Here is a 25,969-nt window from a genome sequence, read left to right on the forward strand (position 1 = left end):
TAAGGCAATCCCCGGCTGCTCATGGCCGGGGATTGTTTGTTTATGGTATCGCTAAGAAGTATAAATGACAAAAAGCTGTCCTTTGGCAGATGAATCTGCTTCGGGACAGCTATGCTGGAAGTGTTTGCCGAAATTATTTCCCTTCCTTGCGCCCGGCTTCAAATGGTGTCGATACCGGAATGAAGAGATCGATAATCCCGATAACCAATGCAGCGAGCAATGCGCCCATAATCGAAACACTAACATGGGCCACGACATATTGAGCGACCCAGATAACCAGAGCGCTCACTAGGAAACCAACGATACCGCGTCCAAATGGAGAAACGCGTCGACCAAATATCGCCTCGACGATATAGCCAATCAAGGCAATGACAATGGCAAGGATCAGCGCACTCCAAAAGCCGCCTACACTAAATCCGGGAACGATCCAGCTTACGACCATCAGAACCAGAGCGGCAACGATGAAACGTACAATGTGCCCAAGAATGCTCACGGAATAACCTCCTTTGTTTTTTTGAATTAACAGGGTTAGACAAAGGTTAGTGTGTGGCATGAAGAGCTTTCTTATGTGTAAAGCAGAGTTGGCAAATAGCGTAAGTTTGCTGCTTTCGGTATAATATAGATATAAGTGAAAGGAGCAGTGAAGTTGGACTCTAAAATTTTTAAAACCCTTGAATATCAAAAAATTCTAAATAAACTAAGTCACTATGCCCAAACGGCAACGGGACAACAGACAGCCCTTCAATTACAGCCCAGCGATGATTTGGAGCATATCAAGAAATTGCTAAAAGGTACGGATGAGGCCTATGCTGCTGATCGGCTGAAAGGAGTGCCTTCATTTAACGGAGTGGTGGATATCACTCCTACGGTGAAGCGTGCCCGTATTGGAGGAACGTTAAGTCCGCAGGAGTTACATGGTATTCGGACAACGGTTCAAGCTGCACGCCGTATACAGGTGTATGTAACAAGTCTGCATGAGGAAAATCCGGTTGAAACATTGCTGTATTGGAGTGAGCAACTTTCGGAACAAAGAAGTTTGGAAAACTCCATTAAAGGCTGTATTGACGAAAATGCAGAGGTACTGGATTCTGCCAGTACAGAGCTTTCACAAATTCGCCGGGAACTGCGCTCCGGTGAAGTGCGTATTCGTGAAAAGCTGGATTCCATGATTCGTTCCTCAACTGTGTCCAAAATGCTTCAGGATCAGTTGATTACGATTCGTGGAGATCGGTTTGTCATCCCGGTCAAGGCCGAATACCGTTCTTATTTTGGCGGAATTGTGCATGATCAATCCGGGTCTGGCGCAACCTTGTTTATCGAGCCAGAATCCATCGTGGCCATGAACAACAAGCTGAGGGAAACCAGGCTGAGAGAAGAGCGTGAAATTGAAGTCATTTTACAAAAGCTGACCGCACTTGTCGCAGAACAAGCGGATATGTTGCTGTATGATGTGGATATTTTAGGCAATCTTGATTTTATTTTTGCGAAAGCTCGTCTCGCTCGTGAAATGAAGGCAACGCTGCCCTTAATGAATGATCGCGGGTACTTGAAGCTGAAAAAGGGTAGACACCCTCTAATTCCGTTGGAACAGGTCGTTCCCATAGATGTGGAACTGGGTAATTCGTACACCTCCATTATCGTTACCGGACCGAACACAGGGGGGAAAACCGTTACCCTGAAAACTATAGGTCTGCTAAGCTTGATGGCGATGTCTGGACTGTTTGTGCCTGTTGAGGATGAAAGCCAGCTCTGCGTGTTTGATGCAATCTATGCCGATATTGGTGACGAGCAGAGCATTGAGCAAAACTTGAGTACATTTTCCAGTCACATGACCAATATTATTAGCATCTTGAAAAATATGACACCCAAAAGTCTTGTATTGCTTGACGAAGTGGGAGCAGGAACGGACCCGGCAGAAGGTTCTGCCCTGGCTGTATCTATTCTGGAGCATATACATGCTCTGGGTTGCCGCATGGTGGCGACGACTCACTATAGTGAATTGAAGGCGTATGCCTATGAGCGCAAAGGAATTATTAATGCAAGTATGGAGTTTGATGTCGCTACATTAAGCCCGACTTACCGCCTTCTGGTTGGTGTACCTGGGCGAAGTAACGCTTTTGCCATTGCCGAGCGATTGGGATTACCAGGACGTATATTAGACTATGCCCGTGGTGAGGTAACCGAAGAAGACCAGCGCGTCGAGCACATGATTGCGTCACTGGAGCAGAACCGTTTGACCGCTGAGCAAGAACGGGAAAAAGCAGAGCAGCTGCGTAAGGAAATGGAAGTATTGCGTACACGTCATCAGACCGAGCTAGATAAGCTGGAGTCACAACGGGACCGTATGCTAGAAAAGGCCGAAGACGAAGCAAGAGTTCTCGTGGATAAGGCTCGTAGTGAAGCAGAGAAAATCATTACGGATTTGCGTAAATTGGCTCAGGAAGAGGGAGCCTCGGTTAAGGAGCACAAGCTGATTGCAGCTCGTAGAGAACTGGATGAAGCAGAACCGAAACAACGCAAGAAAAGTACAGTCAAACGTCCGGCGACTCCGCGTACTCGTTCCATCATGGCTGGCGATGAAGTATCAGTTCACAGTCTGAATAAAAAAGGCCATGTGGTTGAACTAACTGGCAGCAAGGAAGCTATCGTTCAACTGGGTATCATGAAAATGAAGGTCAGTCTGGATGATCTGGAGCTGCTGCAACCAGCCCCAACGACTACTCCAAAGGTCCAAAAGTCAGTGACTGGCGTTAAGCGGACACGGGATGATAACGTGCGAAGTGAACTTGACCTTCGGGGGGCAAACGTGGAGGAAGCGCTGATGGAAGTGGACCGCTTCATGGATGAAGCGTTTTTAGCCAATCTGGGTCAGGTATACATTATTCACGGCAAAGGTACGGGGGTCCTGAGAACTGGTATTCAGGAGTACCTTCGCAAGCATAAGCATGTGAAAAGCTACCGTATCGGTAACTACAATGAAGGCGGCACGGGTGTAACGGTTGCTGAATTGGAATAGATATGGGTTGCTGACCGAGAACGCTTGGTAGAACGGGAGGGACGAGGTGAAGATGGCGATTGATGAATTGCTATCACATCCGTTGGGGATGATGCTGGGTTATTTCTCCGTGGCGGTGCTGGAGTTGATTGTATTTTTGTCCTGCTTTGAGCTGGTAACCCGTTATAAATGTTGGGAAGAGATCAAGCGAGGCAATGTTTCGGTAGCCATGGCAACGGGTGGGAAAATGTTTGGTATTTGCAACGTGCTCCGCTTTGCGATGGAGGCTAAATCCAGCGTATATGATACGATGATCTGGTCATTCGTTGGTTTTTTACTGCTACTTGCGGCGTACTTTCTTTTTGAATTTCTGACACCGGTATTTTCTATCGATCAAGAGATTAAAGAAGATAACCGTGCGGTCGGCTTGTTCTCTATGATTATTTCAATATCGTTGTCGTATGTGATTGGTGCGAGTGTAACTTGACACATCCTGTATACTAAAGCTTGGTATACGCATCGGAACGGAAGGATGATAAAGCTTGGAAATGACTATTTGTCCATGGTGTAACATGGAAATTATTTGGGATGAAGAATTAGGACCTGAAGAAGAGTGTCCTTATTGCCATAATGATCTGAAAGGATACTCAGACATAGCCGATGACGAAGAGGAGTCTGAGTCAGTTTCTCCATCTGTTCACAGACATACGGATGGGCATGAAGATGCGACACACGATCATGCGGTTTCTGTAAGTCCGGCGCTCGGCGCTCATGGAAAAGAAGACCTCAAGGGTTATCGTACATTAAGTATTCAGCTCGGCGATGATGAGGAGCAGGATATTTTATACGAGGCAGAGGATGAAATCGTATCTGAAAAGCCAGCTGATGCACCGTTATTGCAGGATAATGAGCTTCATAAGCTGCCTGTGCTGCATACTTTACAAAAATTCGAAGAAAGCGGTGCGGATCTAATGGCTTATGAGCAAGGTGCTGAACAATTACTCGACAGACAAGATGAGGTTCTTGAATGTTCCCAATGTGGAGAGTATATGCTGCATGCGGGTTCGCAAACCGTAACCAGAGAGGGCTTCGAACCATCGATGTCTCCGGTGCTCGGCAAACCTGTTCTGGACTTGCCGTTCGTCTTGAATGTTTATGTGTGTCCTAGCTGCTTCCATGTTCAGCAGACTTTGTCAGAGAATGACCGACTGCGAATGCTGGAGAAACTCAGCGGTATTTCCAATAATTAAATGGCAATTCCCCGGATAGGTCCCAGCTCAATACGGGCATGTTAAATCAAAGAAATCTTTGAACAAGCTGACTCGTAATAAGCTGATTGGTGATTTTTCCGTTAGGGGGAACTGCATTGAAATCAAACCTGAACGGACAATCCATTCTGCTATTAAGCTTGAATGGATTGTTTGTGTTTGCAGCAGCATTGTCCGGCACATTTCTTAATGTGTATTTGTGGAAAAGCAGGCAGGATTACGCGATGATCGGCTGGTTTAATGTCAGTCAACAAATTGCGCTGGGAATTATGGTCTGGGTAGCTGGAAAGTGGGTCAAGGAACATAACAAAATGAATGCCCTGCGCGTGGGAACCGCATTGTCCGGCTTATTTTATCTCATCGTGTTGTATACAGGACCGCAGGCTGTAAACTACATATGGCCGCTAGGAATGTTGTTGGGTGCAGCCTTAGGTTTATTTTGGCTAGCGTTTAATGTCATTTTTTTCGAAGTCACGGATCAGGCAAGCCGTGATCATTTTAACGGATGGGTGGGTCTGCTGGGCTCGTTTTCCGGTATAGTGGGTCCTTGGCTCTCTGGTTGGATTATTGCACGTATGGAGGATGACGCGGGTTATCGCGTGATATTCAGTATTTCTTTGGCCTTTTATGTCGTAGGAGTGGTGTTAAGTTTCTTTCTTCGCAAGCGTAAACCGACAGGAAAGTACAATTGGAAAGAGCCTAAGCAGCGTTTGTCGCAAAAAGGAAGTATGTGGCGTCCGTTGTCGTTATCACTTGTTACACAGGGCATCCGTGAAGGAGTGTTTGCTTTCCTGATTACGCTGCTCGTGTATGTAGTTACTCAACAGGAATGGAAGCTAGCACAGTTTTCACTTATTACATCGGGGGTTTCATTTTTCAGCTTTTGGGCTGTCGGAAAATGGCTCAAGCCACACTATCGCTCGGCTGGTATGTTGTTGGGTGCCGTGCTGTTGGTGATCGCGCTTTTACCATTATTGTGGCGTATGGAGTATAGCACGCTGCTGATTATGGGGATTGGCACCGCTTTGTTCATGCCCTTGTATTTAATTCCTATGATCTCTGCGAGCTTTGATCTAATGGGTACGAGTGAAGGAGATGCTAATCAGAGAGTGGAACTGGTTGTACTGCGCGAACTATGTTTAATGATAGGTCGGTTGACAGGAACACTCGTTTTCTTGGGTGTCCTAAGTATTAGCAAGGCTCCTACGGCGATGATCTGGTTGTTGATTGGGCTGGCATTAATGCCAGTGATTGGATGGGTTTTTATGCGAAGTGTGCTGAAAATGGAACAAAAAACGAAGCAAAGCAAGTCTCATTCCCATGCACGACGCTTGCACAAGCAAACCGAATAATTGAAAAATTCAATACAAAAGAGCCTCCAAATCCGTTGATATAGGAAAAGGAGGTCTTTTTGTATCACATTTAAATTATCGGTTCTGTAGTCTCAGGCGAGGGTTTGGTGGGACGGGTCAGAGAAAAAAGCTCCATTTCAGGTCGGTGTGTGCCCGTCAGTTCATCAGCCAATAGCTGTGCGGCCACCATGCTCGTAACCGTCCCATTTCCCCCGTAACCCTCCAAAAAGTAGCAGTTAGGAAAACGCGGATGTGGACCAATATACGGCAAGCCGTCGTGAGAAGAGCCGAATACAGCCGCCCAAGCATAATCGATTTGAAATGGGACACCGGGAAAATGCTCCTGTAGTGCTTGCAGCAGCTTGTGCTGTTGGTGCAACAGCCTGATTTCGCGCTGCTTGGCAACCAGTACAGGTTCATCCAAACCACCAATGATGATGCGCCCTTCCTGTGTTGAGCGCATATATAGATAAGGACGAGCAGTTTCCCAGATCAGACACTGTTCATGCCATAAAGGCGCCTCTCCGATTGGATTGGTGGCGATAGCGTAAGAGCTTTCTAGCACGGCTCCGCGATCTGTTTTAATCTCTTGAGTTTCATAACCTGTTGCAAAAACAACTTTTTTTGCACGGATCATCCGGCCATTGGCATGACAAACGACCTCATTCTCTTTGAATTCAAAATGCTTAGCTTCTGTATGCTCATATAAGCGAACACCGAGACGGCTGGCAGATTGCAGCAGTCCCTGGGCAAACAAAAATGGATTAACCTCGGCATCTTCGTGCGTATACAAGGCTGCTGGTTTTCGAAATGGAAATCGGGCAGCAACCTGTTGCTCATCCCAGTATTCCACTGGAAATCCAAAACGGGTTAACTGTTTATATTCTTCCTGCAGCACCTGCACATCCTCTGCAGTACTTGCGTAGTACAGGCTGCTGCGGCGAATAAAGGAAGGGTCTCTGTCCAGTGTGGCAGCCAGTTGATCTAGCTGATTCAGAGCATCCCTACACATACGGTAAAACAGTACGCCGTTGGTCTCGCCAAACGTGTTAATAAAAGAGGTTAAAGTCTTGTCATTGCTATATTGCAGCAATCCAGTATTGGCTGAAGAACTTCCATGTACCAGCCTTCGCTTGTCAATAAGTACAGTGTCGACCTGTCGTTCTCCCAATAACCGGGAGCAGAGGGATCCGCCCATCCCGCCGCCGATGATTAGTACATCACAATTTATATCCTCAGCTAAAGGAGGAAAATCCAGCGTTTGCTCCAAGGTACTCGGCCAATACGTATTCCCGCTTATTAATTCCATATAAATAGCACTCCCCATAGGCAATATGTAGTATCTCTTATGTGTACATAGTATTTCGCCAAACGGACAAGATAACCAGCGTGCAACAAAACATTTAAGGAGGGACAAAAAGACTATGCAATCTATGAACATGCAACCCTTGTCAGGCAAAGAACTGGAGTACATCGTTGACTCCATTTCCAATGAGGAACTCCTGTTAAAACAATGTGCGGCAACAGCGGCGTCTATTCAGCAGCCTGCCATTCAACAAGCCTGTTTGCAACTGGCGAAAACTCATGAGCACCACTTGAATGTACTTTTCAATGCTCTTCAACAACATCAACAGCTTGCTCCTATGCAACCGCAGCAGTAATTACTACAAAAGGAGGTTTGACAGGATGTATTCACAAAACAATATGTCATTTATGCCCGAAGAAGATTTGCTCTATAGCATTCTTGCTGATATGAAACGTACAGTACGCGAGTACACAACAGCGACGACAGAATCCAATTGTCCGTCTGTGCGTCAGATGTTCACCGACCTTACGAATGATACATTGCGTATGCAAGGTGATTTGTATCATCTAATGAGCCAGAACAATATGTACGCCGCCCCAACGAAAGCACTGCGCATCGATTTGGACAAACAGATTCAAGAAGCTCGCAAGACCCAACAGGAATGCCAACAGTTCATTCAGCAGAAGTCATCATCCGCCAGAGCATATGGCCAGCCTATGCACCAGCAAGGCCAATCAGCTCACCAAAACAACCCTTATTATATGTAAACGGGATTTTCTGTTTTTGAAGCAATTTCCCATAACAGCCGTCCGTCTGCCGGGTTTACCGGGGCGGACGGTTTTTCTTTGCAGGTTTAAAGTGCGTATTGTATGATGTATAGTAATCTCTTTCGATGGAGGCCTTATGTAGAATGACAGAGCTGAATGAATTGAAATTAAAAGTACTGGAATTGTTAAAAGAAGATGCAAGAAGAACACCGACTTTGTTGGCTACTTTGCTGGGGGTTGACGAGCAGGATGTACGCACCTCAATTAAAGAGCTCGAAGATCAACATGTGATTGTCAAGTACGCCGCTGTAGTCAATTGGGACAAAGTTGATGACGAAAAGGTTACCGCTTTGATTGAAGTACAGATTACACCTGAGCGTGGAAGAGGATTTGAAGGGATTGCAGAGCGGATTTATTTGTATCCGCAAGTTAAATCTGTTTATCTCATGTCCGGAGCATATGACTTGCTGGTAGAGGTGGAGGGCCGAAACCTCCGTGAAGTCGCTAATTTTGTGTCGGAGAAACTGTCGCCTATTGACTCTGTTTTGTCTACCAAGACTAATTTTACGCTTAAAAAATACAAGCAGGACGGAATTATCTTTGAGGACCATGAGGAAGATAATCGTCTGATGATTTCGCCGTAAAGGAAGATCATGATGAATCTCAAAACAGAAGCATTTACCGACACCAACAAAGCCATGAGTTCTTATTTATCCCCATTGGTACGCGAGATCCCATCATCGGGTATTCGTAAGTTTTTTGACCTGGTGGGTGGTAACAAGGACATTATTACCCTGGGGGTAGGCGAACCCGATTTTACAACCCCTTGGCACATGCGGGAAGCCTGTGTCTATTCATTGGAGCGAGGCTTCACCAGCTATACATCTAATGCGGGAACGCCAGAACTGCGTGAAGCGATTAGTGAGTATCTGAATGAGCAATTTGACGTCCGCTATGATCCTAAAAATGAGATTATCGTAACAGTTGGAGGTAGCGAGGCGATTGATCTTGCGTTGCGCGCCTTAATTGTACCTGGTGATGAAATTCTTGTGCCTGAGCCGTGTTACATCTCCTATTCTCCAATCACTTCGATTGGAGGCGGGATTCCGGTCGGCATTGAAACGTTTGCCAAGGACGAGTTTAAGCTGACGGCTGAGGCGCTGGAGGCCAAAATTACACCTAAATCCAAGGTGCTAATTTTATGCTATCCGAGCAACCCGACCGGTGCTACGATGACTTATGAAGATTGGCTTCCGATTGCAGAAATCGTGGAAAAACATGATTTGATCGTCATCTCTGATGAAATCTATGCCGAATTGAATTATGGCGATAAGCACGTCAGCTTTGCTTCGGTACCAGGTATGATGGATCGTACGATTCTCGTCAGTGGTTTTTCCAAAGCCTTCGCTATGACTGGCTGGCGTATTGGATATACTTGCGGGCATCCTGATTTGATTGCTGCTATGCTCAAAATCCATCAGTACACCGTCATGTGTGCGCCCTCTATGGGCCAAGTTGCAGCCTTGGAAGGCTTGCGAAATGGTATGGGTGAAAAAGATCGAATGGTAGAAGCCTATAATCAGCGTCGTCGTCTGATGGTTGAGGGATTCCGTGACATTGGTCTGGAATGCCACGAGCCAAGAGGGGCTTTTTACGTTTTCCCGAGTATTCAAAGCACAGGCCTCAGCTCGGATGAATTTGCACAGCGCCTACTGGCAGAGGCCAAAGTTGCGGCTGTACCGGGCAATGTGTTTGGTTTGGGAGGCGAAGGGTATCTTCGTTGCTCATACGCGACTTCTGTCACTCAGCTGACGGAAGCTTTGGATCGAATTGGTCATTTTGTAGAAAAAGTGAAAAAAGAAGGTTAAATTTATTTTTTTATGGGTAATTCATAGAAAATAGTCTTTTATTTCTAAATTTCTATGCTATAATTTGAAATCGGAAGCAGGAAGTTCAATTTTTCAATTACAGGAGGAGTGCTCATGTCATATGTTGGATATAATTCGCCGAGTTCAATAGGATACGACATTTCCCTGGAAGATGAAATTTTGTTCCTGCGCAATGAGATGATGCGGACGTTTCAGGAAGAGCAGTCCTTGACCTCTGATCTTGTCATCGAGATTAGCTGCAAACTAGATTTGAAAATCAATGAATACATGAAGCTGTACGGTACGGAATGCAGAGTGTAACTGTGTGAAGTCACCATAGCTACGAAGAAGGCCGCAGGGCCTTCTTTTTTTGCGTTCACAACTTATGATATATTAGTGGCATGGAAGAGGGGGCGTACAGATGAAAGCAGGGCTAAAAAGGCTATCGCCATGGATCATCGGAATCATAGCACTTGTACTATTGGCTGGATGTGGGGGGCGAGACAAGGACAGCTTCTCCATATTTATTATGGATAAAGGGGATGCTTCAGTCATTCGTGACGAGCTGGCACAAAAGCTTAAGGATAAGCTGGGCGAACAGGCTCCGACAATCGAGATTTCAGTCAGCCCACTGTATAATCAGCAGAAGCTGGTCGTAGAATATGCGGCCGGAGAACATGATTTGTTTCTTTTGCCGGAAGAGGACATGAAGTTGTATGGACAAAATGGTTCGAATCTACCCTTAGATGATGCCTTTGACAAGAAGACATATGCCCGGGGTGTATTCGAAGGCGGCGTATTTAAGAAAAAGGAGCAAGGGGAAGAAGGAACGGATGTCATCAAGGAAACTCATTTGTTCGGAATTCCGGTGGAGCAGATGAAGATGTTTAAGGACCTAAAATATAACTCAAACACATTATTTGCTACCGTACCGCCACGCACAAGCAATAAGGAAGAAGCCATCAAGGTGCTGAAAGCACTCACAGAATGATAAAGGGGATGAAAAAGTATGGGGATTTATACCAGAACAGGTGATGAAGGACAAACTTCTGTGATCGGCGGTCGAGTGTCTAAAGATGACGACCGTGTGGAGGCGTACGGTACCATTGACGAGCTGAACAGCTTTGTGGGACAAGCGATCAGCTTTGCCGAAGGGGAAAAGTTTGCGGACATTCGGACTCAATTGGAAGAAATACAGCAGGAGCTGTTCGATTGTGGTTCAGATTTGGCGTTTGTTAAAATCAGTGAAAGTAAATATAAGGTCAAAGACGAGCTGGCAGAGCGGCTGGAAGGCTGGATTGATGCATGCCAAGAGGAAAACCCGAAGGTGGAACGCTTTATTATCCCGGGAGGCAGTACATTATCTTCGACGCTTCATGTTTGCCGCACGGTTTGCCGACGTGCGGAACGCCGTGCTGTTACACTAGGTAAGCACACAGATATCAATCCTGCGGTACGTCGGTATTTGAACCGCCTGTCCGATTATTTCTTTGTTGTGGCTCGCACTGCGAATGTACGTCAGGGTGTACCTGATGTCGAATATGTTCGCAGCAAAAAAGTGTTCCGCAAATAAGGAGGCAATCAGGAATTTGTGATGAGCTTGTACTATGAACCTATCGTATATATGATCCCTCCTGAGGAGGAGGGCATGCTGCTGAAGACCATTCTACAAAAACGTATGAACATTTCTCGCAAGCTCATATCCAAACTCAAGCTGACCGAACAGGGGATCATGCTGAACGGGATACGTGCGTATATCAGCGTAAAGGTGAAGTCCGGGGATCGAGTAGAGATCCGCATGGAGCGCGAGCGTTCCGATGATATTTTACCGGAACCCATTCCTTTTGAGATTTTGTTTGAGGATGAACATCTGTTAGTAGTGAACAAGGCGGCGGGGATGATTGTCCATCCGACTCACGGTCATTACACAGGAACGCTGGCGAACGGGGTTGTGCATTATTGGCAGACCAAGGGAGAGCTGTTTCGGTTTCGGCCTGTTCATCGTCTTGATCAGGAGACGACCGGCGTGCTGGTTGTAGCTAAAAATCCGTATGTACACCAGCATATTTCCGAACAGATGATTGCGGGAACGGTGGACAAGCGCTATACAGCTTTGGTGCATGGGCGCCCTGAGCAGCAGGAAGGCAGGGTGGACGGACCGATTGACCGCAACCCGGATAATCCGCATTTGCGTATGGTGACTCCAGATGGTTATCCTGCCCTTACGCTATATAAGCTGGAGGAAGTATGGAGCGAAGGAAGCCGCATCGGTCTAAAATTGGAATCCGGACGTACGCACCAAATTCGGGTTCACATGACATATATCGGATGCCCGTTAATCGGAGACAAAATGTACCGGATTACACCCGATGACGCTGTGCAACGTGAGCGATATGATCAGCTTGATGCCAGGATGCCTCGACAAGCCCTGCATGCTTCAGAATTATCCTTGGTGCACCCTGTGACCGGGGAGCGAATGTCGTTTTGTGCTCCTCTACCGGATGATATGATCGGAATGCAAGAGCTGTTAAGGGCTCAATATCCAGAATAAATATTCAACAAAGATTGAAACCAAATGGAGGTTAATCTAGCGATGAGCCAACTGAAAGTATACCAGTATTCTAAATGCAGCACCTGTCGTAATGCAGTGAAATGGCTGCAAAACAAGGGGCATGAGACGGAACTGATTCCTATTTTTGAACAACCGCCCGGCCCGGAGGAATTGGAAGACTTGATTAAAAAAAGCGGGCTGGAACTGAAAAAGTTTTTCAATACGAGCGGTGAAGTATACAAAGAGTTAAAGCTGAAAGATAAGCTTGGAGACATGAGCCGTGAAGAGCAAATTTCGCTTTTGTCCTCGAATGGAAGATTAATTAAACGCCCGATTATAACTGACGGGAATAAAGTAACGGTAGGATTCAAAGAGGAAACATTTGAGGGGACATGGGGAGCTCAGTAAAGCCCAATTTACCCCCACATTATGTTATACTGTGAGGGTTAAATATTATGATGAATGGGAGCAATACAATCTGTGACACAACGCAATGAACAATCCGTAATGCTGGTTGACGGCATGGCCCTGCTTTTTCGTGCTTATTATGCAACCGCTGCAAACGGTTATATCCGTCGTACAAAAGCTGGAGTACCAACGAACGCCATATATGGTTTTATTCGATATTTTTGGGATGCAGTTCAAACCTTTAATCCTACACATGTCATTTGCTGCTGGGATATGGGTGGAACGACATTCCGTGGGGAACATTTTGCTGCGTATAAGGGCAACCGTGCCGACGCGCCAGATGATTTGATTCCTCAATTTACTTTGATCCGTGAAGTGACGGACAGCCTCGGCATTCCCAACATTGGGGCGGAAGGCTTTGAAGCGGATGATTGTATCGGTACGCTCGCACGTCATTATTCGCAAAATGAGGATATGGATGTCATGATTCTCTCGGGAGATCATGATTTACTTCAATTGGTAGATGAGCGGACACGGGTCATTATTATGAAAAAAGGGCATGGAAATTATATGGTATATACCCCGGAGACCCTGCTGTCAGAAAAAGGGCTTAAGCCAAGCCAAGTGGTCGACCTCAAAGGCTTGATGGGTGATGCAAGTGACAATTACCCGGGAGTACGCGGAATCGGTGAGAAAACTGCCCTCAAGCTGGTGCAGGAGTACGACTCCATTGAAGGCATTCTGGAAAATCTGGATCAATTGACTCCATCGGTTCGTAAAAAGATCGAGAGTGATTTGGATATGCTGCATCTTTCACGCAAACTTGCTAAAATTCACTGTGATGTGCCTGTTGCGTGTGCTTTAGACAGCTGTCTGTTGACGCTGGATCACGTGCAAATTGTCGATAAGTTTGAGCAGCTTGAAATGAAGAGCTTGTGTACGTTGATGGGTGTCGCAACCGGATCATAATGAAGCTGTTAGGCTTGTGCTGTGCATTTCAGGTGGACTAAGTTATATAGGGATGCTGGCGCTTGGTGCGTTAGTGTCCTTATTTGTATACAACTAACTCAGCTTAGGTATATAACCATGTGAAGGATTTTATACAATTGTGATAAGGGGATTGACCTTAGGCTCGTTTCAGGTGAATATAATGGAGAGAGATCATGGAGAGGGGATTACAGCAGCTATGACAGTATTGGGAGCAATTGAGGCAGGCGGTACCAAATTTGTATGTGGAATTGGAAATGAACGAGGAGAGGTATTGGAAAGAGCAAGCTTTCCAACAACGACTCCAGCAGAAACCATGGAGAATGTCATTGCATTTTTTGAAGGCAAGGGGATTGAAGCGCTGGGTGTAGGCTCATTCGGACCGATTGATCCTATCGAAGGCAGTGATACATATGGTTATATTACAACAACGCCAAAGCCGCATTGGGGAAATTATAATCTGATTGGCAAACTGAAGGAGCATTTCGATGTACCTATGGGGTTTGACACGGATGTGAATGGAGCAGCACTGGGTGAGTCCATTTGGGGTGCCGCTAAAGGATTGGACAACTGTCTGTATATTACAATAGGTACAGGCATCGGAGCGGGTGCTTTGGTTGGCGGAAAGCTGGTACATGGATTATCCCACCCGGAAATGGGACATATTTTGGTACGTCGTCATCCAGAAGATCACTATGAGGGCACATGTCCATATCATGGAGATTGTCTGGAAGGACTGGCAGCGGGGCCAGCACTCGAAAAAAGATGGAAGGTTAAAGGGCATGAGCTTTCTGTGGATCACCCGGCCTGGGAAATGGAGGCGCATTATCTGGCCCAGGCTTTAATGAGCTATGTATTAATCCTGTCACCGCAAAAAATTATTATGGGCGGCGGAGTAATGAAGCAGGATCAATTGTTCCCGCTCATTCGTACCAAGCTTCAACAACTTTTGAATGGGTACGTACAGCATCTGAGTCTGACTACAGAAATTGAGCAATATATCGTATCTCCGGGCTTGGGTGACAATGCTGGATTGTGCGGTGCTCTGGCTTTGGCCAAGGAAAAGCTGAATTCTTAGAATTTATGGTTGACGGTACTCCGAGGTCCGGTTATCATATAGGCAACAGCATAGTACGGATCAAAAAGGGAAGCACCTTTCTTGCGAATACGCAGGATAGGTGCTTTTTTTTACGTTTGTGTATTGTGCGAGTCAGTCATTTTAACCTTATGAGGGAGGAAGAACCATGGAGATTGTATTTTTAAATCGCTTGTCCAAACGGAATGAACAGGGCTGTGAGGACTTTGCGCAGGTATGGATCGGACAACATGAAGGGGGATGGAGTGCAGGCTGGAGCACACATCATGTACCAGATGAAAGTATAGACGACCTTTGGTATGAAGGCAGTTTGTGGCAGGAATTACTGCATGTATACCGTCATGAGCTGGCACTCAAGATGGCTGAGGGCTACAGGCCTCTAATTCATGGCGTTTTTCATGAGCAAGAAGGATCATCAGGACGTGGACAAACGCTACAAAAGCTGTATTGCTATAGTGATTTGTTTCCGCGTGATGAAGTGTATGAACAATTAACATTGTGGAGACGGCAAAAGGCAGCAACTGAGCGAAAAGCACCTTATTTTATCGCTACGAATCGACTACTTCGACTCATCAGCGTCTATCTTCCTCATACCGAAGAAGAATTGTTAGAACTACCTGGTATGGGCCTGGGTAAGGTGTCGCAATATGGGACGGAGCTATTGGCTATAACGAAACAAAATGATCGGACCACGCCCTTTCCGCTGAACTGGGTAACAGAGACACTTGAAGAAGAAGTTTTTTTGTCATGGCTGTACAAGCAAAAAGAAAACCAGTACAGACAGGAACTGAATAAGTTTAGCCTAACTAGAGCGATTATCGAAGGCATTTCGGACGGTCTTTCACTTGAGCATATCGGAATGAAGACAGGCTTGCACCGTCGAGAAATGATTGAAGCTGTAGAGCATTTGGATAGGGATGGAATGGATATGGAGAAGCTGATCCGCAAGGAATTGGCACATGTATCAGAGGAGGAGCAGGCAGCCATCTGGTCTGCTTATGCAGAGTTGGGAGATACGCTGCTCAAGCCCATTATGCTAAAAGTGTATGGAGAAGAAAAAGCGACGGAAGCAGGGCTGGATCAAATTTATGAGCGACTGCGACTGATTCGTATACGGTTCCGCCATCAGGAGGTACCTGACCGACATGTTGGATAATATAGAGACGATTGAAAGTGTCCTAAAGTACAAATAAGGTGCAGCATAAAAAAGCAGCAGCGAGTTCCTCATAGGACTCGGCTGCTGCTTTTGATGACCAAGCTTGAAAACCAAATAATTCAAACCCAATCCTTCTTGCGGAAAATACAGAACATACTGACACCTAGTGCCACCATAATCCCAATGACGACAAAATAACCATAACGTGTATGAAGCTCAGGCATATTATCAAAGTTCATCCCATATATTCCGGTAATGACCGTCAACGGCATAAATACGGTTGTAATGGCGGTAAACACACGCATGATTTCATTAGCACGGTTGGCGATACTTGACTGATAAGCTTCTCTAAGGTTCCCCATCAAGTCGCGATAAGTTTCGAAAGTCTCCGAAATTTTCACAGCATTTTCATAAATGTCGCTAAAATATTTTTGTAGTTGATCGTCGATAAGCCGCAAATCCCGTTTGTTCAGGGTATTGATGACTTCCTTTTGCGGGCCGAGCACTTTTTTTAGCCATAGAATCTCACTGCGCAATCCGATGATTTCGTTCAAGTGCGACTTTTTCGTATGCATTAGAATGTCTTCTTCCAGCTTTTCAATACGAACTTCAATCCGGTCACCAACCAGAAAATAGTTATCAACGATCAAATCGACCAACAGATACATAAAACGGTCAGGCTGGCTAACTTCCTGCTCCCACAGCATAGGCTTGAGAGTACGAAGCTCATTGATTTTCTGCTTGGTCACCGTAATGATAAAATGGCGGCCGAGAAAAATGTTCAAAGCACGCAAAAATATTTCTTCATCATCAAAACGAATACTATTTACAACGATAAAATAATGGCTTTCATAAATTTCAATCTTTGGACGCTGTTCTTCTTCACTCAAACAGTCTTCTACTGCAAGATCATGCATAGAAAATAAGGGCTGAAGCACTGTCAGATCCTCGACATCGGCATCAATCCAATAAAAGCCTTCTGCCGGTGCAGTGAGCGCCATTTCAATTTCTTCGACAGGGGTAAAAACCCCGTTGTTAACCAAACGGATTTTCATATATGTCACTCCTTATGCTCCGTCGTAACGGAAATACGTTTACCTTAAGCATAAGGAATGGACTCAGTTAGCCAGTTAGCCGGTGCGGGTAAGCGTGCATACCATCAAAAGCAGAAGGCTTTTGGAGCATGCGGAGCCTGGCGTCCCGTCTTTCGGCAAGCTGAAGTCATTCCTATGCTGTTGTTCAGGGATCGCCGCCTATTCGGACTCGGGTCGCCTTCCATTCCGGATTCACCTCACAAATGTTCTTTTTTAGGTTGCCACAGTATCGAAGAAAACACTCTAATCTACACTGTTGCACCGTATTTTTGCCTATTAGCACTTGTATAGTATAACGCTCGGCCTACGGCCTTTCAAGGGCAAAATCATGGGCTAAATCAACAGCAGTCATATGAGCTTCTGCGAAAGGGGGGATATGATTTAACCTATGGAAAAGGTAGACAAAATGTGAATGCAGGGCACAAATTTACAAGTCCATCTTGACGAAGCCTAGCCGATGCATTAAAGTGAACAACAAGAACTTTGTGAACCCAAAATGAATATAGCGAAATCTTATCAAGAGCAGGTGGAGGGACTAGCCCGATGATACCCGGCAACCGGCGATTTTTATCGCACGGTGCTAATTCTTGCAGGACTCGCGCTTTGTACAAAGAAGCGTAGCCCTGACAGATGAGAGAGGCGCATATGGATACAAATATGACCTTTCTCTAACCGAGAAAGGTCTTTTTATTATATGCCCGGCATCTCTACCAGACGATTTTCGCACAACTTACCGATCAAGGAGTGAGTTTACATGCCGATTAAAATTCCAGATACACTGCCTGCTAAGGAAGTACTGGAGGGCGAAAATATTTTCGTAATGGACGAAAGCCTGGCTTATCATCAGGATATTCGTCCGTTGCGCATCGCCATTTTGAATTTGATGCCTACGAAGGAAACAACGGAAACCCAACTGTTGCGTCTGGTCGGCAATACGCCGTTACAAGTGGATGTCACGTTGGTGCATATGAAGTCACATGTATCTAAAAATACATCGCAAGAATATTTGAACATGTTTTATAAAACGTTTGATGAGATCAAGAACAGTCGTTTTGACGGCATGATTATTACAGGAGCCCCCGTAGAACAACTTGAGTTTGAGGATGTGACCTACTGGCAGGAGATCCGGCAAATCTTTGAGTGGACGAAAACAAATGTTACTTCGACCATGCATATCTGTTGGGCCTCACAGGCAGGCTTATACCATCATTTCAATGTTCCGAAATACGGGCTCGACACCAAATGCTTTGGGGTATTCCCACACACCGTTATTAAACCTAAAGTGAAACTGCTACGCGGTTTTGATGAACTGTTTTATGCTCCCCACTCTCGGCATACCGAGGTTCGGCGGGAAGATATTGACCATATTGCCGAATTAGAAGTTTTATCCGAATCCGAGGAAGCTGGAGTGTACCTGGTAGCCACGCTTGATGGTAAACAAATTTTTGTAACAGGGCATTCTGAATATGACCCACTTTCGCTAAAATGGGAATACGATCGCGATATAGCCAAAGGACTGGATATTGACGTCCCCAAAAATTATTATCCTAATGATGATCCTGGACGCATACCGCCCTCGATCTGGCGGGCTCATGCCAATTTATTATTTTCAAATTGGCTTAACTATTATGTATACCAAGAAACACCTTATGATATCGGACCTCAGATTTAAAAATGGGCTTGTAGTTTACCCTTATACAGTACCACCTTGCAGTAGCGCAGCAGTATAGTCTTGGACATCCATTTTTGCAGCATATGTTATAGCACCTACTATGGAAGTGAACAGGAGGATTCATATGAGTGATAAGCAGTGGAGAATCGAAAGCAGATTGGCACAAATCGGTTCAGTAGAGGAGCCAGTAACCGGGGCTGTTAATTACCCGATTTACCAATCTACGGCGTTCCGCCATCCCCGTCTGGGTCAAAGCACAGGGTTTGATTACATTCGGACGATTAATCCCACGCGAAAGGTACTGGAAGAGGCTGCTGCTGCACTTGAATCTGGTGATGCAGGCTTTGCTTGCAGCTCAGGTATGGCAGCGCTGCAAACGGTATTTGCTTTGTTTGGACAGGGAGACCACCTCATTGTATCGCTGGATCTTTATGGCGGGACCTATCGTTTGCTAGAGCGTATTTTATCCAAATTTGGTGTGACCGCAACTTATGTGGATACAAACGATCTCGAAGCACTCCAACAGTCATGTCGACCGAATACCAAAGCCGTATTCATAGAAACGCCTACCAATCCGTTAATGATGATTACTGATATTCAAGCGGTGGCTGCATGGGCATCACAACATGAGTTGCTTACTATTGTAGATAATACGCTGCTAACACCATATTTCCAGCGGCCATTGGAACTAGGTGCGGATATTGTGGTACATAGCGCAACCAAATATTTGGGCGGACACAACGATGTGCTGGCAGGGTTGATTGTAAGCAAAGGAAAAGAGCTGTCAGCTGAAATTTCCTTCCTGCACAATTCCATAGGGGCCGTGCTTTCCCCAAGCGACTGCTATCAGTTGATGAAGGGGATGAAAACGTTAGCGCTACGTATGGATCGACATGAGCATAATGCTACGGTGTTGTCTAATTATTTACTGACGCATCCAGCAGTGGCGGAAGTATTTTACCCGGCGCTTGAGGGCCATCCAGGTCGTGAGATACAAAATAAACAATCCAGCGGAAACACGGGTATTTTCTCTTTCAAAGTAAAGGATGCTCGCTATGTGGAGCCTTTGCTTCGTCATATTAAGCTTATTGCGTTTGCCGAAAGTCTAGGCGGTGTGGAATCGCTAATGACCTATCCTGCTGTGCAGACACATGCGGACATACCGGCAGAAATTCGGGATGCAGTCGGGGTAGATGACAGGTTGCTTCGTTTCTCCGTAGGTATCGAGCATACAGATGACCTGATTGAAGATTTGCGTTCGGCACTGGAAGCGGCACGTCAAGAAGTAGAAGGAGGGGAGCAGCAATGATAGAGGATGCGAGGAAGATCGGAGAGGATCTGGACAAAGGGCGGAAATTCGCAACCAAGCTGCTGCATTTTGGCTCTGAAATTGATAGTGTTACAGGGGCATCAAGTGTCCCGATCTATCAAGCTTCGACCTTTCACCATCATGATATTTTTAATCCTCCACAGCATGATTATAGCCGATCAGGTAATCCGACACGACAAGCATTGGAAGATTATATCGCCTTATTAGAAGGTGGAGCTTGTGGTTTTGCCTTTGCATCAGGTATGGCTGCTATCTCCACTACATTTATGCTCTTATCCGCTGGTGATCATGTCATTGTTTCGGAGGACGTATATGGAGGAACATATCGACTGCTGACCTCCATCTTGAAACGGATGAATATCGAAACGACCTTCGTTGACATGACGGATCTCAACCTTGTGAAAGAGGCGTTGCAGGAAAATACAAGGGCTGTGTATATGGAAACCCCATCTAATCCGACCCTCAAAATTACCAATGTAGCTGGAATAACCTCTTGGGCTAGGGATAATGGACTTTTGACGTTGTTGGATAATACTTTTATGACACCTTATTATCAACGTCCGATTGAGCAGGGAGTCGATATTGTATTGCACAGTGCGACCAAGTTTTTGGGTGGACACAGCGACGTACTGGCAGGGCTTGCGGTAGCTCGTACCGAATCGTTGGGGAGACAAATCAAGCAGCTTCAAAATGGATTAGGTACTGTGCTGGCACCGCAAGAGTCTTGGCTGCTCATGCGTGGTATGAAGACACTGGAGGCGCGTATGGCTCACAGCGAAAAAAGTGCAGCTAAGCTTGCCAATTGGCTAAACGAGCGCAATGACATTGAAGCGGTATACTATCCGGGCCTGGAAAATCATCCAGGGCGTGTGATTCATGAGAGTCAATCGAGCGGTTATGGTGCAGTGATATCGTTTGATGTGGGTTCGGGTGAACGTGCAAAAGAGGTCCTCAGTCGCGTACGTATTCCCATTGTGGCGGTGAGTCTGGGAGCTGTGGAAAGTATCTTGTCGTACCCAGCAATGATGTCACATGCGGCTATGCCGCAAAGTGTACGGTTGGAGCGCGGGATTACAGACGGACTACTTCGTTTCTCCGTAGGTCTAGAGGACATTGATGACCTGATCCGTGATCTGGATGAGGCGCTGAGCTAGAACGTTAGCACGTCCATAGCATCTCAACGTTATACGAAGGAAGCAAATAGGTACAGCCCTAAGCAGCAGGTTTCCGGTATTCAGGAGGCTTGCTGTTTTCTATATGAAAGACATGATAGACAGTGTGAAAAAAGGCACTTTTCAGTCTAAGTATGGTTCCTTACCAAAAGATATGTTAGTATTATCATTAGGTTTTACTATGCTAAATAGCACAGACAACATACAAGGCTAGTCATGAACATACATTACGGCAGGGTTCGAACGCAGGTTTGTGAAAGCATTCTCGTTCATAAGTCCTGTCTTTCATTTCGTCGCCCTGTGACAGCGAAGGAGGATACACCATGAGTGTAATCGACCATATTTTAGATAAAGCCCTGCGCGGCGAACGCCTGAATTTAGAGGATACCGTTGCTTTGTTCGAATCAGACGAGGTTGAAAAAATAGGTCATGCGGCGAATAAAGTCATGAATCGCATGCATCCCGATCCCATAAAAACCTTCGTCATCGGACGAAATATTAACTATACGAACGTGTGTGACGTATACTGCCGCTTTTGCGCATTTTACCGCAGACCGGGTTCCGATGAAGGTTATGTTTTGCCGGATGAGGTGATTTTCCAAAAAATTAAGGAAACGCAGGATGTAGGTGGCACCGAAATCCTAATGCAAGGCGGTGTAAATCCAAACCTGCCGTTCAGCTATTATACCGATTTGCTGAAAGCTATTAAGGAACGTTTTCCAGATATTACAATGCACTCCTTCTCACCAGCTGAAATTCACAAAATGAAGGAAAAATCCGGCCTATCCATGGAGGAAACGATCCGAGCCATTCATGAAGCTGGATTGGATTCGCTGCCGGGTGGAGGCGGAGAAATTTTGGATGACCGTACACGCCGCAAAATTAGCCGTCTCAAAGGCTCCTGGCGTGATTGGATGGATGTCATGCAAACAGCTCACAAGGTTGGGATGAACACAACGGCTACCATGGTAATCGGATTTGGCGAGCTGATGGAGGAGCGTGCGCTGCATTTGCTGCGTGTCCGTGATGCTCAGGACGAATGCATTGAAAACAAATATAATTCTGAAGGATTTCTGGCCTTTATTCCTTGGACCTTCCAACCAGACAACACGAATTTGAAGAAAGAACGCCAGACGCCAGAGGAATATTTGAAGACTGTAGCGATCAGTCGTCTTGTTTTGGATAACATCAAGCATATCCAGTCTTCATGGGTAACGATGGGACCGGAAATCGGTAAAAAATCACTGTACTACGGTTGTGATGATTTTGGCAGCACCATGATTGAGGAAAATGTAGTTTCCGCTGCGGGAGCAACGTATAAGGTTAACATCGAATCCATTTTACAGTTGATCCGTGAGACGGGTCACATTCCGGCACAGCGCAATACCCGTTATGATATTATTCGTACTTTTGACAGTGCCAGCAGTATTGAGCATGACTTTATTATGCAAAATTAATATCAGCTAATATATCGTACATTACAAAACGCTTATCTTTCACTATCCTATGTACAAGGATAGTGAAGATAAGCGTTTTTGTGCGGAAGAGTGGATACTACAATATCTTTAATCATTTTTCTATTATGGTTAATATATTTGGGATTTGCTACGTTTCCCATCGCTTCATATACATGATCTCAGCCTGTGGGTCTGCCATTTGGATGGCCGCCTTAAAGCGCTGCAAATCCAAAAGATGAACACTGTAAATGATGACCATTTGTTCTTTTTTATCTGATTCGCTTTTAATCTTGCCCTTTATCTGGGCGGCAGAACCTTCAATAGGTGTGCTGTGTAAACGCAACCTGCGATATATGGCATCTTCGACAGTTGGCTGTTTTTTGCTGGCAACACAGACCATGCGTCTCAGACCAGTAAACATCAGCCGAGTCGTTTCATAGGCAGCGAGACAGGATAAGGCGGAATAGAGGGCTGGCTCCCAGCCTAACACAAAACCAGCCGTAATGAGCAGCAGGCCATTACACAACATTACGATCTGTATTAACGGAATTTTCCGATGAATTAGCAACAAAGTGGATGGACGGCCATCGTCAGATTCGCTGAGACCTAATGAATCAAGCAACCCCCCGTGACGAGCTGTCAGCGCTGCGCCAAGTCCAATACAGATTCCGCCTCCCAAAGCGCATACGACCGGATGGCCGCTCACTGCCGGAAAAGGCGAGAGAATGATGGCTGAGCCTGAAAAGGCAAACAAGCCAGGGAGTGCGCGAAGCAGCATGGGTTTGTGAGTAGACAAAGAATACAGCAGCATTAGTGGCAAGTTCAAAACGAATAGCAGTAACCCAAAATGCTCCTGTGTATAAAGCGACATGAGTCTGGAGATTCCCGTAACGCCTCCAGCGATCATATCATGCGGATGTAAAAACAATTCCAGACCGACGGATGCCGTAATTCCGCCAATTACCGTATAAAAGACAGGGAACCTGCTCGCATCTCCTGAAGCGGGCTTCACAAGCCGCCTCATAAAGTTTCGGCATGTTTTACAACGTGCGGCATAGCCTTCCCTCCTATGGATTGTCGTATCCAGCTTTTACAGTTACGCCGATTTGCTTTCTTCCTTTCGTAAGCGAGGGTCCTTAAATTTGAATATTTTGTTTAGCATATTAAAGATAGGCTTTGACTGCTTTGTCAGAAGCGGTCCAAGAATGGCCAGTATGAGTACATAGATGGCTGCAAAAGGTTGAACAATATCAAGCAAACCGCCTTCTTTACCCAAGTTGGCCATGATGATCGAAAATTCGCCTCGCGCCACAATAGTCAAACCGATATTTGCGGATGCTTTGGGAGTTAGGGACGCTGTACGCCCAGCCAGCATACCCGCCCAAATGTTACCAAATAGTGTGAGAAGGACTGCTGCCAGCGCAAGCCATATGGCGTTACCTCCTAGAGACAGCGGATCAATGGACAGTCCGAAACTGAAGAAGAACAGGGCACCAAAGAAATCGCGGAAAGGAACAATTAAATGCTCAATCCGTTTGGCGTGTTCCGTTTCGGCCAGTACCAGACCGACCAGCAGGGCTCCAATAGCTTCTGCTACATGGATCGTTTCTGAAAAACCAGCCACCAGGAACAGTGAGCCAAAAACAACGAGGCCGAATACCTCATTGGAGCGGATACGGAGAATCCGATTTAGCAGAGGGACGGCCTTTCGACCGATAATAATAACTGCAAGCATAAAGCCAAGTGCGATGAGTGCCGATAGCAGTACACCCCCGAGCGAGGAAGAGTCGCTAAGAACCAATCCGGAGAGGATGGAGATGTAGACGGCGAGGAAAACATCCTCAAACATAATAATACCTAAAATCATTTCTGTTTCAGCATTAGCGGTACGCTTGAGATCGACTAGCACCTTGGCTGCAATCGCACTGGATGATATTGTCGTAATTCCGGCAATAACTAGTGTCTCGGCTACAGGAAAGCCGCTCAGGAAGCCGAGAGCCAGCCCCAGTGTAAAATTGATGCCAATATAAATGGTACCGCCCACAGCAATGGAACGACCTGATTTAATCAACCGACCTACTGAGAACTCCAGCCCTAGGTAGAAGAGAAGAAACAGCACTCCGATTCTCCCCATAAAATCAATAAACGGGGCGCTTTCGATAAACCGAAAATCAAAATGCCATAGCTCCATCGCATGAGGTCCAACTGCCATTCCGATCAGAATATAAAAAGGGATGACCGAGAAGCGCAGTTTGGAGGATATCAGCCCCGCTGCAGCGATTAGAGCAATAGCCAATCCAACCTCAAATACCAGATGATCCATTCAATCACCCGCTTCCGTTCATAAGGATTTGTTTAAAGCGTTTCTGCTGGTCACGTTCTCCAACAACAACTACAGTGGCATCATCGCTAATAATCACTTCAGGGCCAGGATTTACATATTTTTTTCCCTTTTTCTCCACAATGGCGATAACCGTGGCACCCGAATTTTGCCTTACATCAAGCTCCCCAATGGATTTGCCTATACTTGCATAGTGGGATTCCACTCTGTACCATTCGATAATAAAATCGTCAAATGTCATCTCTACACTTTCGAGCTGCTTGGGCTTATAAGTCATACCACCGATGATGGAGGCTACTAATCGTGCTTCCTGATCATTCAGGGTTGTCATAGAAATGCTTTGTTCCAGATCCTCGTAATCAAAGTGATATAGCTCACGTCTGCCATCATCATGAATAATAATGACAATTCGGTCGCCACTCTCCGCATCAATTCGATACTTAATTCCGATTCCTGGCAAAATAGACTCTCGAATATCCATTTATAAAGCCTCCTGTATAATACGTTTATTTAAGTGAATGATATGGGAAATAAATCACATACTTTGGAAGTGATATGAAAAATTAGATTGCATTAAATTTTAAATAAAAAATGGAAAATTAAATTTTACGCAGTAGATGAATAGGAAAGTTAGCAAAGAGACATGCAAATGTGGTGATATGCATGCTAAAAGGAGGTTAAGCCACATAACTAGAGGTAAATTTGATGGGGAACAAGAACAATTGCTTCTTTAGCTTACAGATGACAGGTATAAAAGGCAGACGTAGCTTAGGGATGCTCATTAGCAGCACAAGCGCTATCAGAATGACAAAGGGAAGTGATTTAGCCGCAGCGATCACCAGATGCAGTAATGGGGAGGATTTGCGCACTGCTGGTTTGGAATGATGTTCCAGACCGTGAGAATCCGTTTCTAACGAAGTAACATCAGCATGAAGCATAAGTGAAGATCCCGAAGTAAACTGAAGGGATTGAGTGGTATCTTCCGCGTGAAACGTCACAGGAAGGGACAAAATCTGAACGAGGCTCAATATGACGATCATGAATGTGCGCAGCATGTTCAGCATCGTTGACATCTTATCTCCTCCCTCTTGTGAAAAATTCATATCACTATAACCTTAACATACCCCGCCCTAAATATTCAAACGTCTT

At 45.7% G+C, this 25,969-nt stretch carries 27 protein-coding genes and 1 riboswitch; of the genes, 20 read left to right on the forward strand and 7 right to left on the reverse strand.

Annotation, left to right across the window (positions count from 1 at the left end; translation table 11 throughout):
- Positions 1-133: 133 nt before the first annotated feature.
- Positions 134-493, reverse strand: a complete 360-nt coding sequence (locus tag HFE01_RS02825) for a phage holin family protein (protein ID WP_016820537.1) — start codon at positions 491-493, stop codon at positions 134-136.
- A 153-nt stretch (positions 494-646) separates the two neighbouring features.
- Here HFE01_RS02825 and HFE01_RS02830 point away from each other — a divergent pair, with 153 nt between their 5' ends.
- From HFE01_RS02830 to HFE01_RS02845, 4 genes are all read left to right on the forward strand, one after another.
- On the forward strand, positions 647-3,016 hold the full coding sequence (locus tag HFE01_RS02830; RefSeq protein WP_045243980.1) for an endonuclease MutS2: 2,370 nt from the start codon (positions 647-649) through the stop codon (positions 3,014-3,016).
- A gap of 52 nt (positions 3,017-3,068) precedes the next feature.
- Positions 3,069-3,482, forward strand: coding sequence for a DUF350 domain-containing protein (locus HFE01_RS02835; RefSeq protein ID WP_014599569.1), 414 nt, complete (start codon positions 3,069-3,071; stop codon positions 3,480-3,482).
- A 55-nt stretch (positions 3,483-3,537) separates the two neighbouring features.
- Positions 3,538-4,245: a hypothetical protein gene (locus tag HFE01_RS02840; protein ID WP_016820535.1), complete on the forward strand. Its 708-nt coding sequence runs from the start codon at positions 3,538-3,540 to the stop codon at positions 4,243-4,245.
- A 116-nt stretch (positions 4,246-4,361) separates the two neighbouring features.
- Positions 4,362-5,615, forward strand: a complete 1,254-nt coding sequence (locus HFE01_RS02845; RefSeq protein WP_017426641.1) for an MFS transporter — start codon at positions 4,362-4,364, stop codon at positions 5,613-5,615.
- A gap of 70 nt (positions 5,616-5,685) precedes the next feature.
- Here HFE01_RS02845 and HFE01_RS02850 read toward each other — a convergent pair whose 3' ends face one another.
- Positions 5,686-6,924 (reverse strand): NAD(P)/FAD-dependent oxidoreductase, encoded by a 1,239-nt coding sequence (locus HFE01_RS02850; RefSeq protein ID WP_045243979.1) that lies wholly within the window; start codon positions 6,922-6,924, stop codon positions 5,686-5,688.
- Positions 6,925-7,039: 115 nt separating this feature from the next.
- On the opposite strand from HFE01_RS02850, the gene HFE01_RS02855 reads away from it, so the two are divergent.
- The 12 genes from HFE01_RS02855 to HFE01_RS02910 all read left to right on the forward strand — a co-directional run bounded on the left by HFE01_RS02855 (position 7,040) and on the right by HFE01_RS02910 (position 15,754).
- A complete protein-coding gene (locus HFE01_RS02855) occupies positions 7,040-7,276 on the forward strand; it encodes a hypothetical protein (RefSeq protein WP_016820532.1) in 237 nt (78 codons plus the stop codon).
- A 25-nt stretch (positions 7,277-7,301) separates the two neighbouring features.
- Positions 7,302-7,688 (forward strand): spore coat protein, encoded by a 387-nt coding sequence (locus tag HFE01_RS02860; RefSeq protein WP_045243978.1) that lies wholly within the window; start codon positions 7,302-7,304, stop codon positions 7,686-7,688.
- A 143-nt stretch (positions 7,689-7,831) separates the two neighbouring features.
- A complete protein-coding gene (locus HFE01_RS02865; RefSeq protein ID WP_016820530.1) occupies positions 7,832-8,332 on the forward strand; it encodes an Lrp/AsnC family transcriptional regulator in 501 nt (166 codons plus the stop codon).
- 12 nt (positions 8,333-8,344) lie between these two features.
- The gene (locus HFE01_RS02870; protein ID WP_045243977.1) at positions 8,345-9,556 is read left to right on the forward strand and encodes an aminotransferase class I/II-fold pyridoxal phosphate-dependent enzyme; all 1,212 of its coding nucleotides are present in this window, start codon (positions 8,345-8,347) and stop codon (positions 9,554-9,556) included.
- A gap of 114 nt (positions 9,557-9,670) precedes the next feature.
- Positions 9,671-9,877 carry an aspartyl-phosphate phosphatase Spo0E family protein gene (locus HFE01_RS02875; protein ID WP_016820528.1) on the forward strand — a complete coding sequence of 69 codons (207 nt, stop codon included), beginning with the start codon at positions 9,671-9,673 and terminating at the stop codon, positions 9,875-9,877.
- 100 nt (positions 9,878-9,977) lie between these two features.
- Positions 9,978-10,547: a hypothetical protein gene (locus HFE01_RS02880; RefSeq protein ID WP_016820527.1), complete on the forward strand. Its 570-nt coding sequence runs from the start codon at positions 9,978-9,980 to the stop codon at positions 10,545-10,547.
- Positions 10,548-10,565: 18 nt separating this feature from the next.
- Positions 10,566-11,129: a cob(I)yrinic acid a,c-diamide adenosyltransferase gene (locus HFE01_RS02885; protein ID WP_016820526.1), complete on the forward strand. Its 564-nt coding sequence runs from the start codon at positions 10,566-10,568 to the stop codon at positions 11,127-11,129.
- A gap of 21 nt (positions 11,130-11,150) precedes the next feature.
- Positions 11,151-12,107 (forward strand): RluA family pseudouridine synthase, encoded by a 957-nt coding sequence (locus tag HFE01_RS02890; RefSeq protein WP_016820525.1) that lies wholly within the window; start codon positions 11,151-11,153, stop codon positions 12,105-12,107.
- A 42-nt stretch (positions 12,108-12,149) separates the two neighbouring features.
- Positions 12,150-12,515, forward strand: a complete 366-nt coding sequence (locus HFE01_RS02895) for an arsenate reductase family protein (RefSeq protein WP_016820524.1) — start codon at positions 12,150-12,152, stop codon at positions 12,513-12,515.
- Positions 12,516-12,587: 72 nt separating this feature from the next.
- Positions 12,588-13,484 (forward strand): 5'-3' exonuclease, encoded by an 897-nt coding sequence (locus HFE01_RS02900; RefSeq protein ID WP_016820523.1) that lies wholly within the window; start codon positions 12,588-12,590, stop codon positions 13,482-13,484.
- Positions 13,485-13,701: 217 nt separating this feature from the next.
- Positions 13,702-14,580 carry an ROK family protein gene (locus tag HFE01_RS02905; RefSeq protein ID WP_181955914.1) on the forward strand — a complete coding sequence of 293 codons (879 nt, stop codon included), beginning with the start codon at positions 13,702-13,704 and terminating at the stop codon, positions 14,578-14,580.
- A 166-nt stretch (positions 14,581-14,746) separates the two neighbouring features.
- Positions 14,747-15,754 carry an HRDC domain-containing protein gene (locus tag HFE01_RS02910; RefSeq protein WP_016820521.1) on the forward strand — a complete coding sequence of 336 codons (1,008 nt, stop codon included), beginning with the start codon at positions 14,747-14,749 and terminating at the stop codon, positions 15,752-15,754.
- Between the two features lie 119 nt (positions 15,755-15,873).
- On the opposite strand, the gene corA is transcribed toward HFE01_RS02910, so the two are convergent.
- Positions 15,874-16,809, reverse strand: a complete 936-nt coding sequence (gene corA, locus HFE01_RS02915) for a magnesium/cobalt transporter CorA (RefSeq protein ID WP_013370115.1) — start codon at positions 16,807-16,809, stop codon at positions 15,874-15,876.
- A 549-nt stretch (positions 16,810-17,358) separates the two neighbouring features.
- Positions 17,359-17,485, forward strand: a riboswitch (SAM riboswitch).
- Positions 17,486-17,602: 117 nt separating this feature from the next.
- Here corA and metA point away from each other — a divergent pair.
- From metA to mqnC, 4 genes are all read left to right on the forward strand, one after another.
- Positions 17,603-18,520 carry a homoserine O-acetyltransferase MetA gene (metA, locus tag HFE01_RS02920; RefSeq protein ID WP_017426648.1) on the forward strand — a complete coding sequence of 306 codons (918 nt, stop codon included), beginning with the start codon at positions 17,603-17,605 and terminating at the stop codon, positions 18,518-18,520.
- 124 nt (positions 18,521-18,644) lie between these two features.
- Positions 18,645-19,829, forward strand: coding sequence for a PLP-dependent transferase (locus tag HFE01_RS02925; protein ID WP_044788299.1), 1,185 nt, complete (start codon positions 18,645-18,647; stop codon positions 19,827-19,829).
- Entirely contained in the window at positions 19,826-21,004 is a 1,179-nt protein-coding gene (locus tag HFE01_RS02930) for an aminotransferase class I/II-fold pyridoxal phosphate-dependent enzyme (protein ID WP_016820518.1), read from the forward strand. The genes HFE01_RS02925 and HFE01_RS02930 overlap by 4 nt, the downstream gene beginning before the upstream one ends.
- 341 nt (positions 21,005-21,345) lie before the next feature.
- Positions 21,346-22,479: a cyclic dehypoxanthinyl futalosine synthase gene (gene mqnC, locus HFE01_RS02935; protein WP_016820516.1), complete on the forward strand. Its 1,134-nt coding sequence runs from the start codon at positions 21,346-21,348 to the stop codon at positions 22,477-22,479.
- A gap of 148 nt (positions 22,480-22,627) precedes the next feature.
- Here the strand turns inward: mqnC and HFE01_RS02940 are convergent, their stop codons facing one another.
- From HFE01_RS02940 to HFE01_RS02955, 4 genes are all read right to left on the reverse strand, one after another.
- Positions 22,628-23,491: a YitT family protein gene (locus HFE01_RS02940; protein WP_107733923.1), complete on the reverse strand. Its 864-nt coding sequence runs from the start codon at positions 23,489-23,491 to the stop codon at positions 22,628-22,630.
- An 84-nt stretch (positions 23,492-23,575) separates the two neighbouring features.
- Entirely contained in the window at positions 23,576-24,802 is a 1,227-nt protein-coding gene (locus tag HFE01_RS02945) for a cation:proton antiporter (protein ID WP_107733922.1), read from the reverse strand.
- Between the two features lie 4 nt (positions 24,803-24,806).
- A complete protein-coding gene (locus tag HFE01_RS02950; RefSeq protein WP_025364453.1) occupies positions 24,807-25,301 on the reverse strand; it encodes a cation:proton antiporter regulatory subunit in 495 nt (164 codons plus the stop codon).
- 196 nt (positions 25,302-25,497) lie between these two features.
- The gene (locus HFE01_RS02955; RefSeq protein WP_016820512.1) at positions 25,498-25,893 is read right to left on the reverse strand and encodes a hypothetical protein; all 396 of its coding nucleotides are present in this window, start codon (positions 25,891-25,893) and stop codon (positions 25,498-25,500) included.
- Positions 25,894-25,969: the final 76 nt, after the last annotated feature.

The organism is Paenibacillus sp. EKM10P, assembly GCF_011800655.1.
In the GTDB taxonomy this organism is placed as follows: domain Bacteria; phylum Bacillota; class Bacilli; order Paenibacillales; family Paenibacillaceae; genus Paenibacillus; species Paenibacillus polymyxa.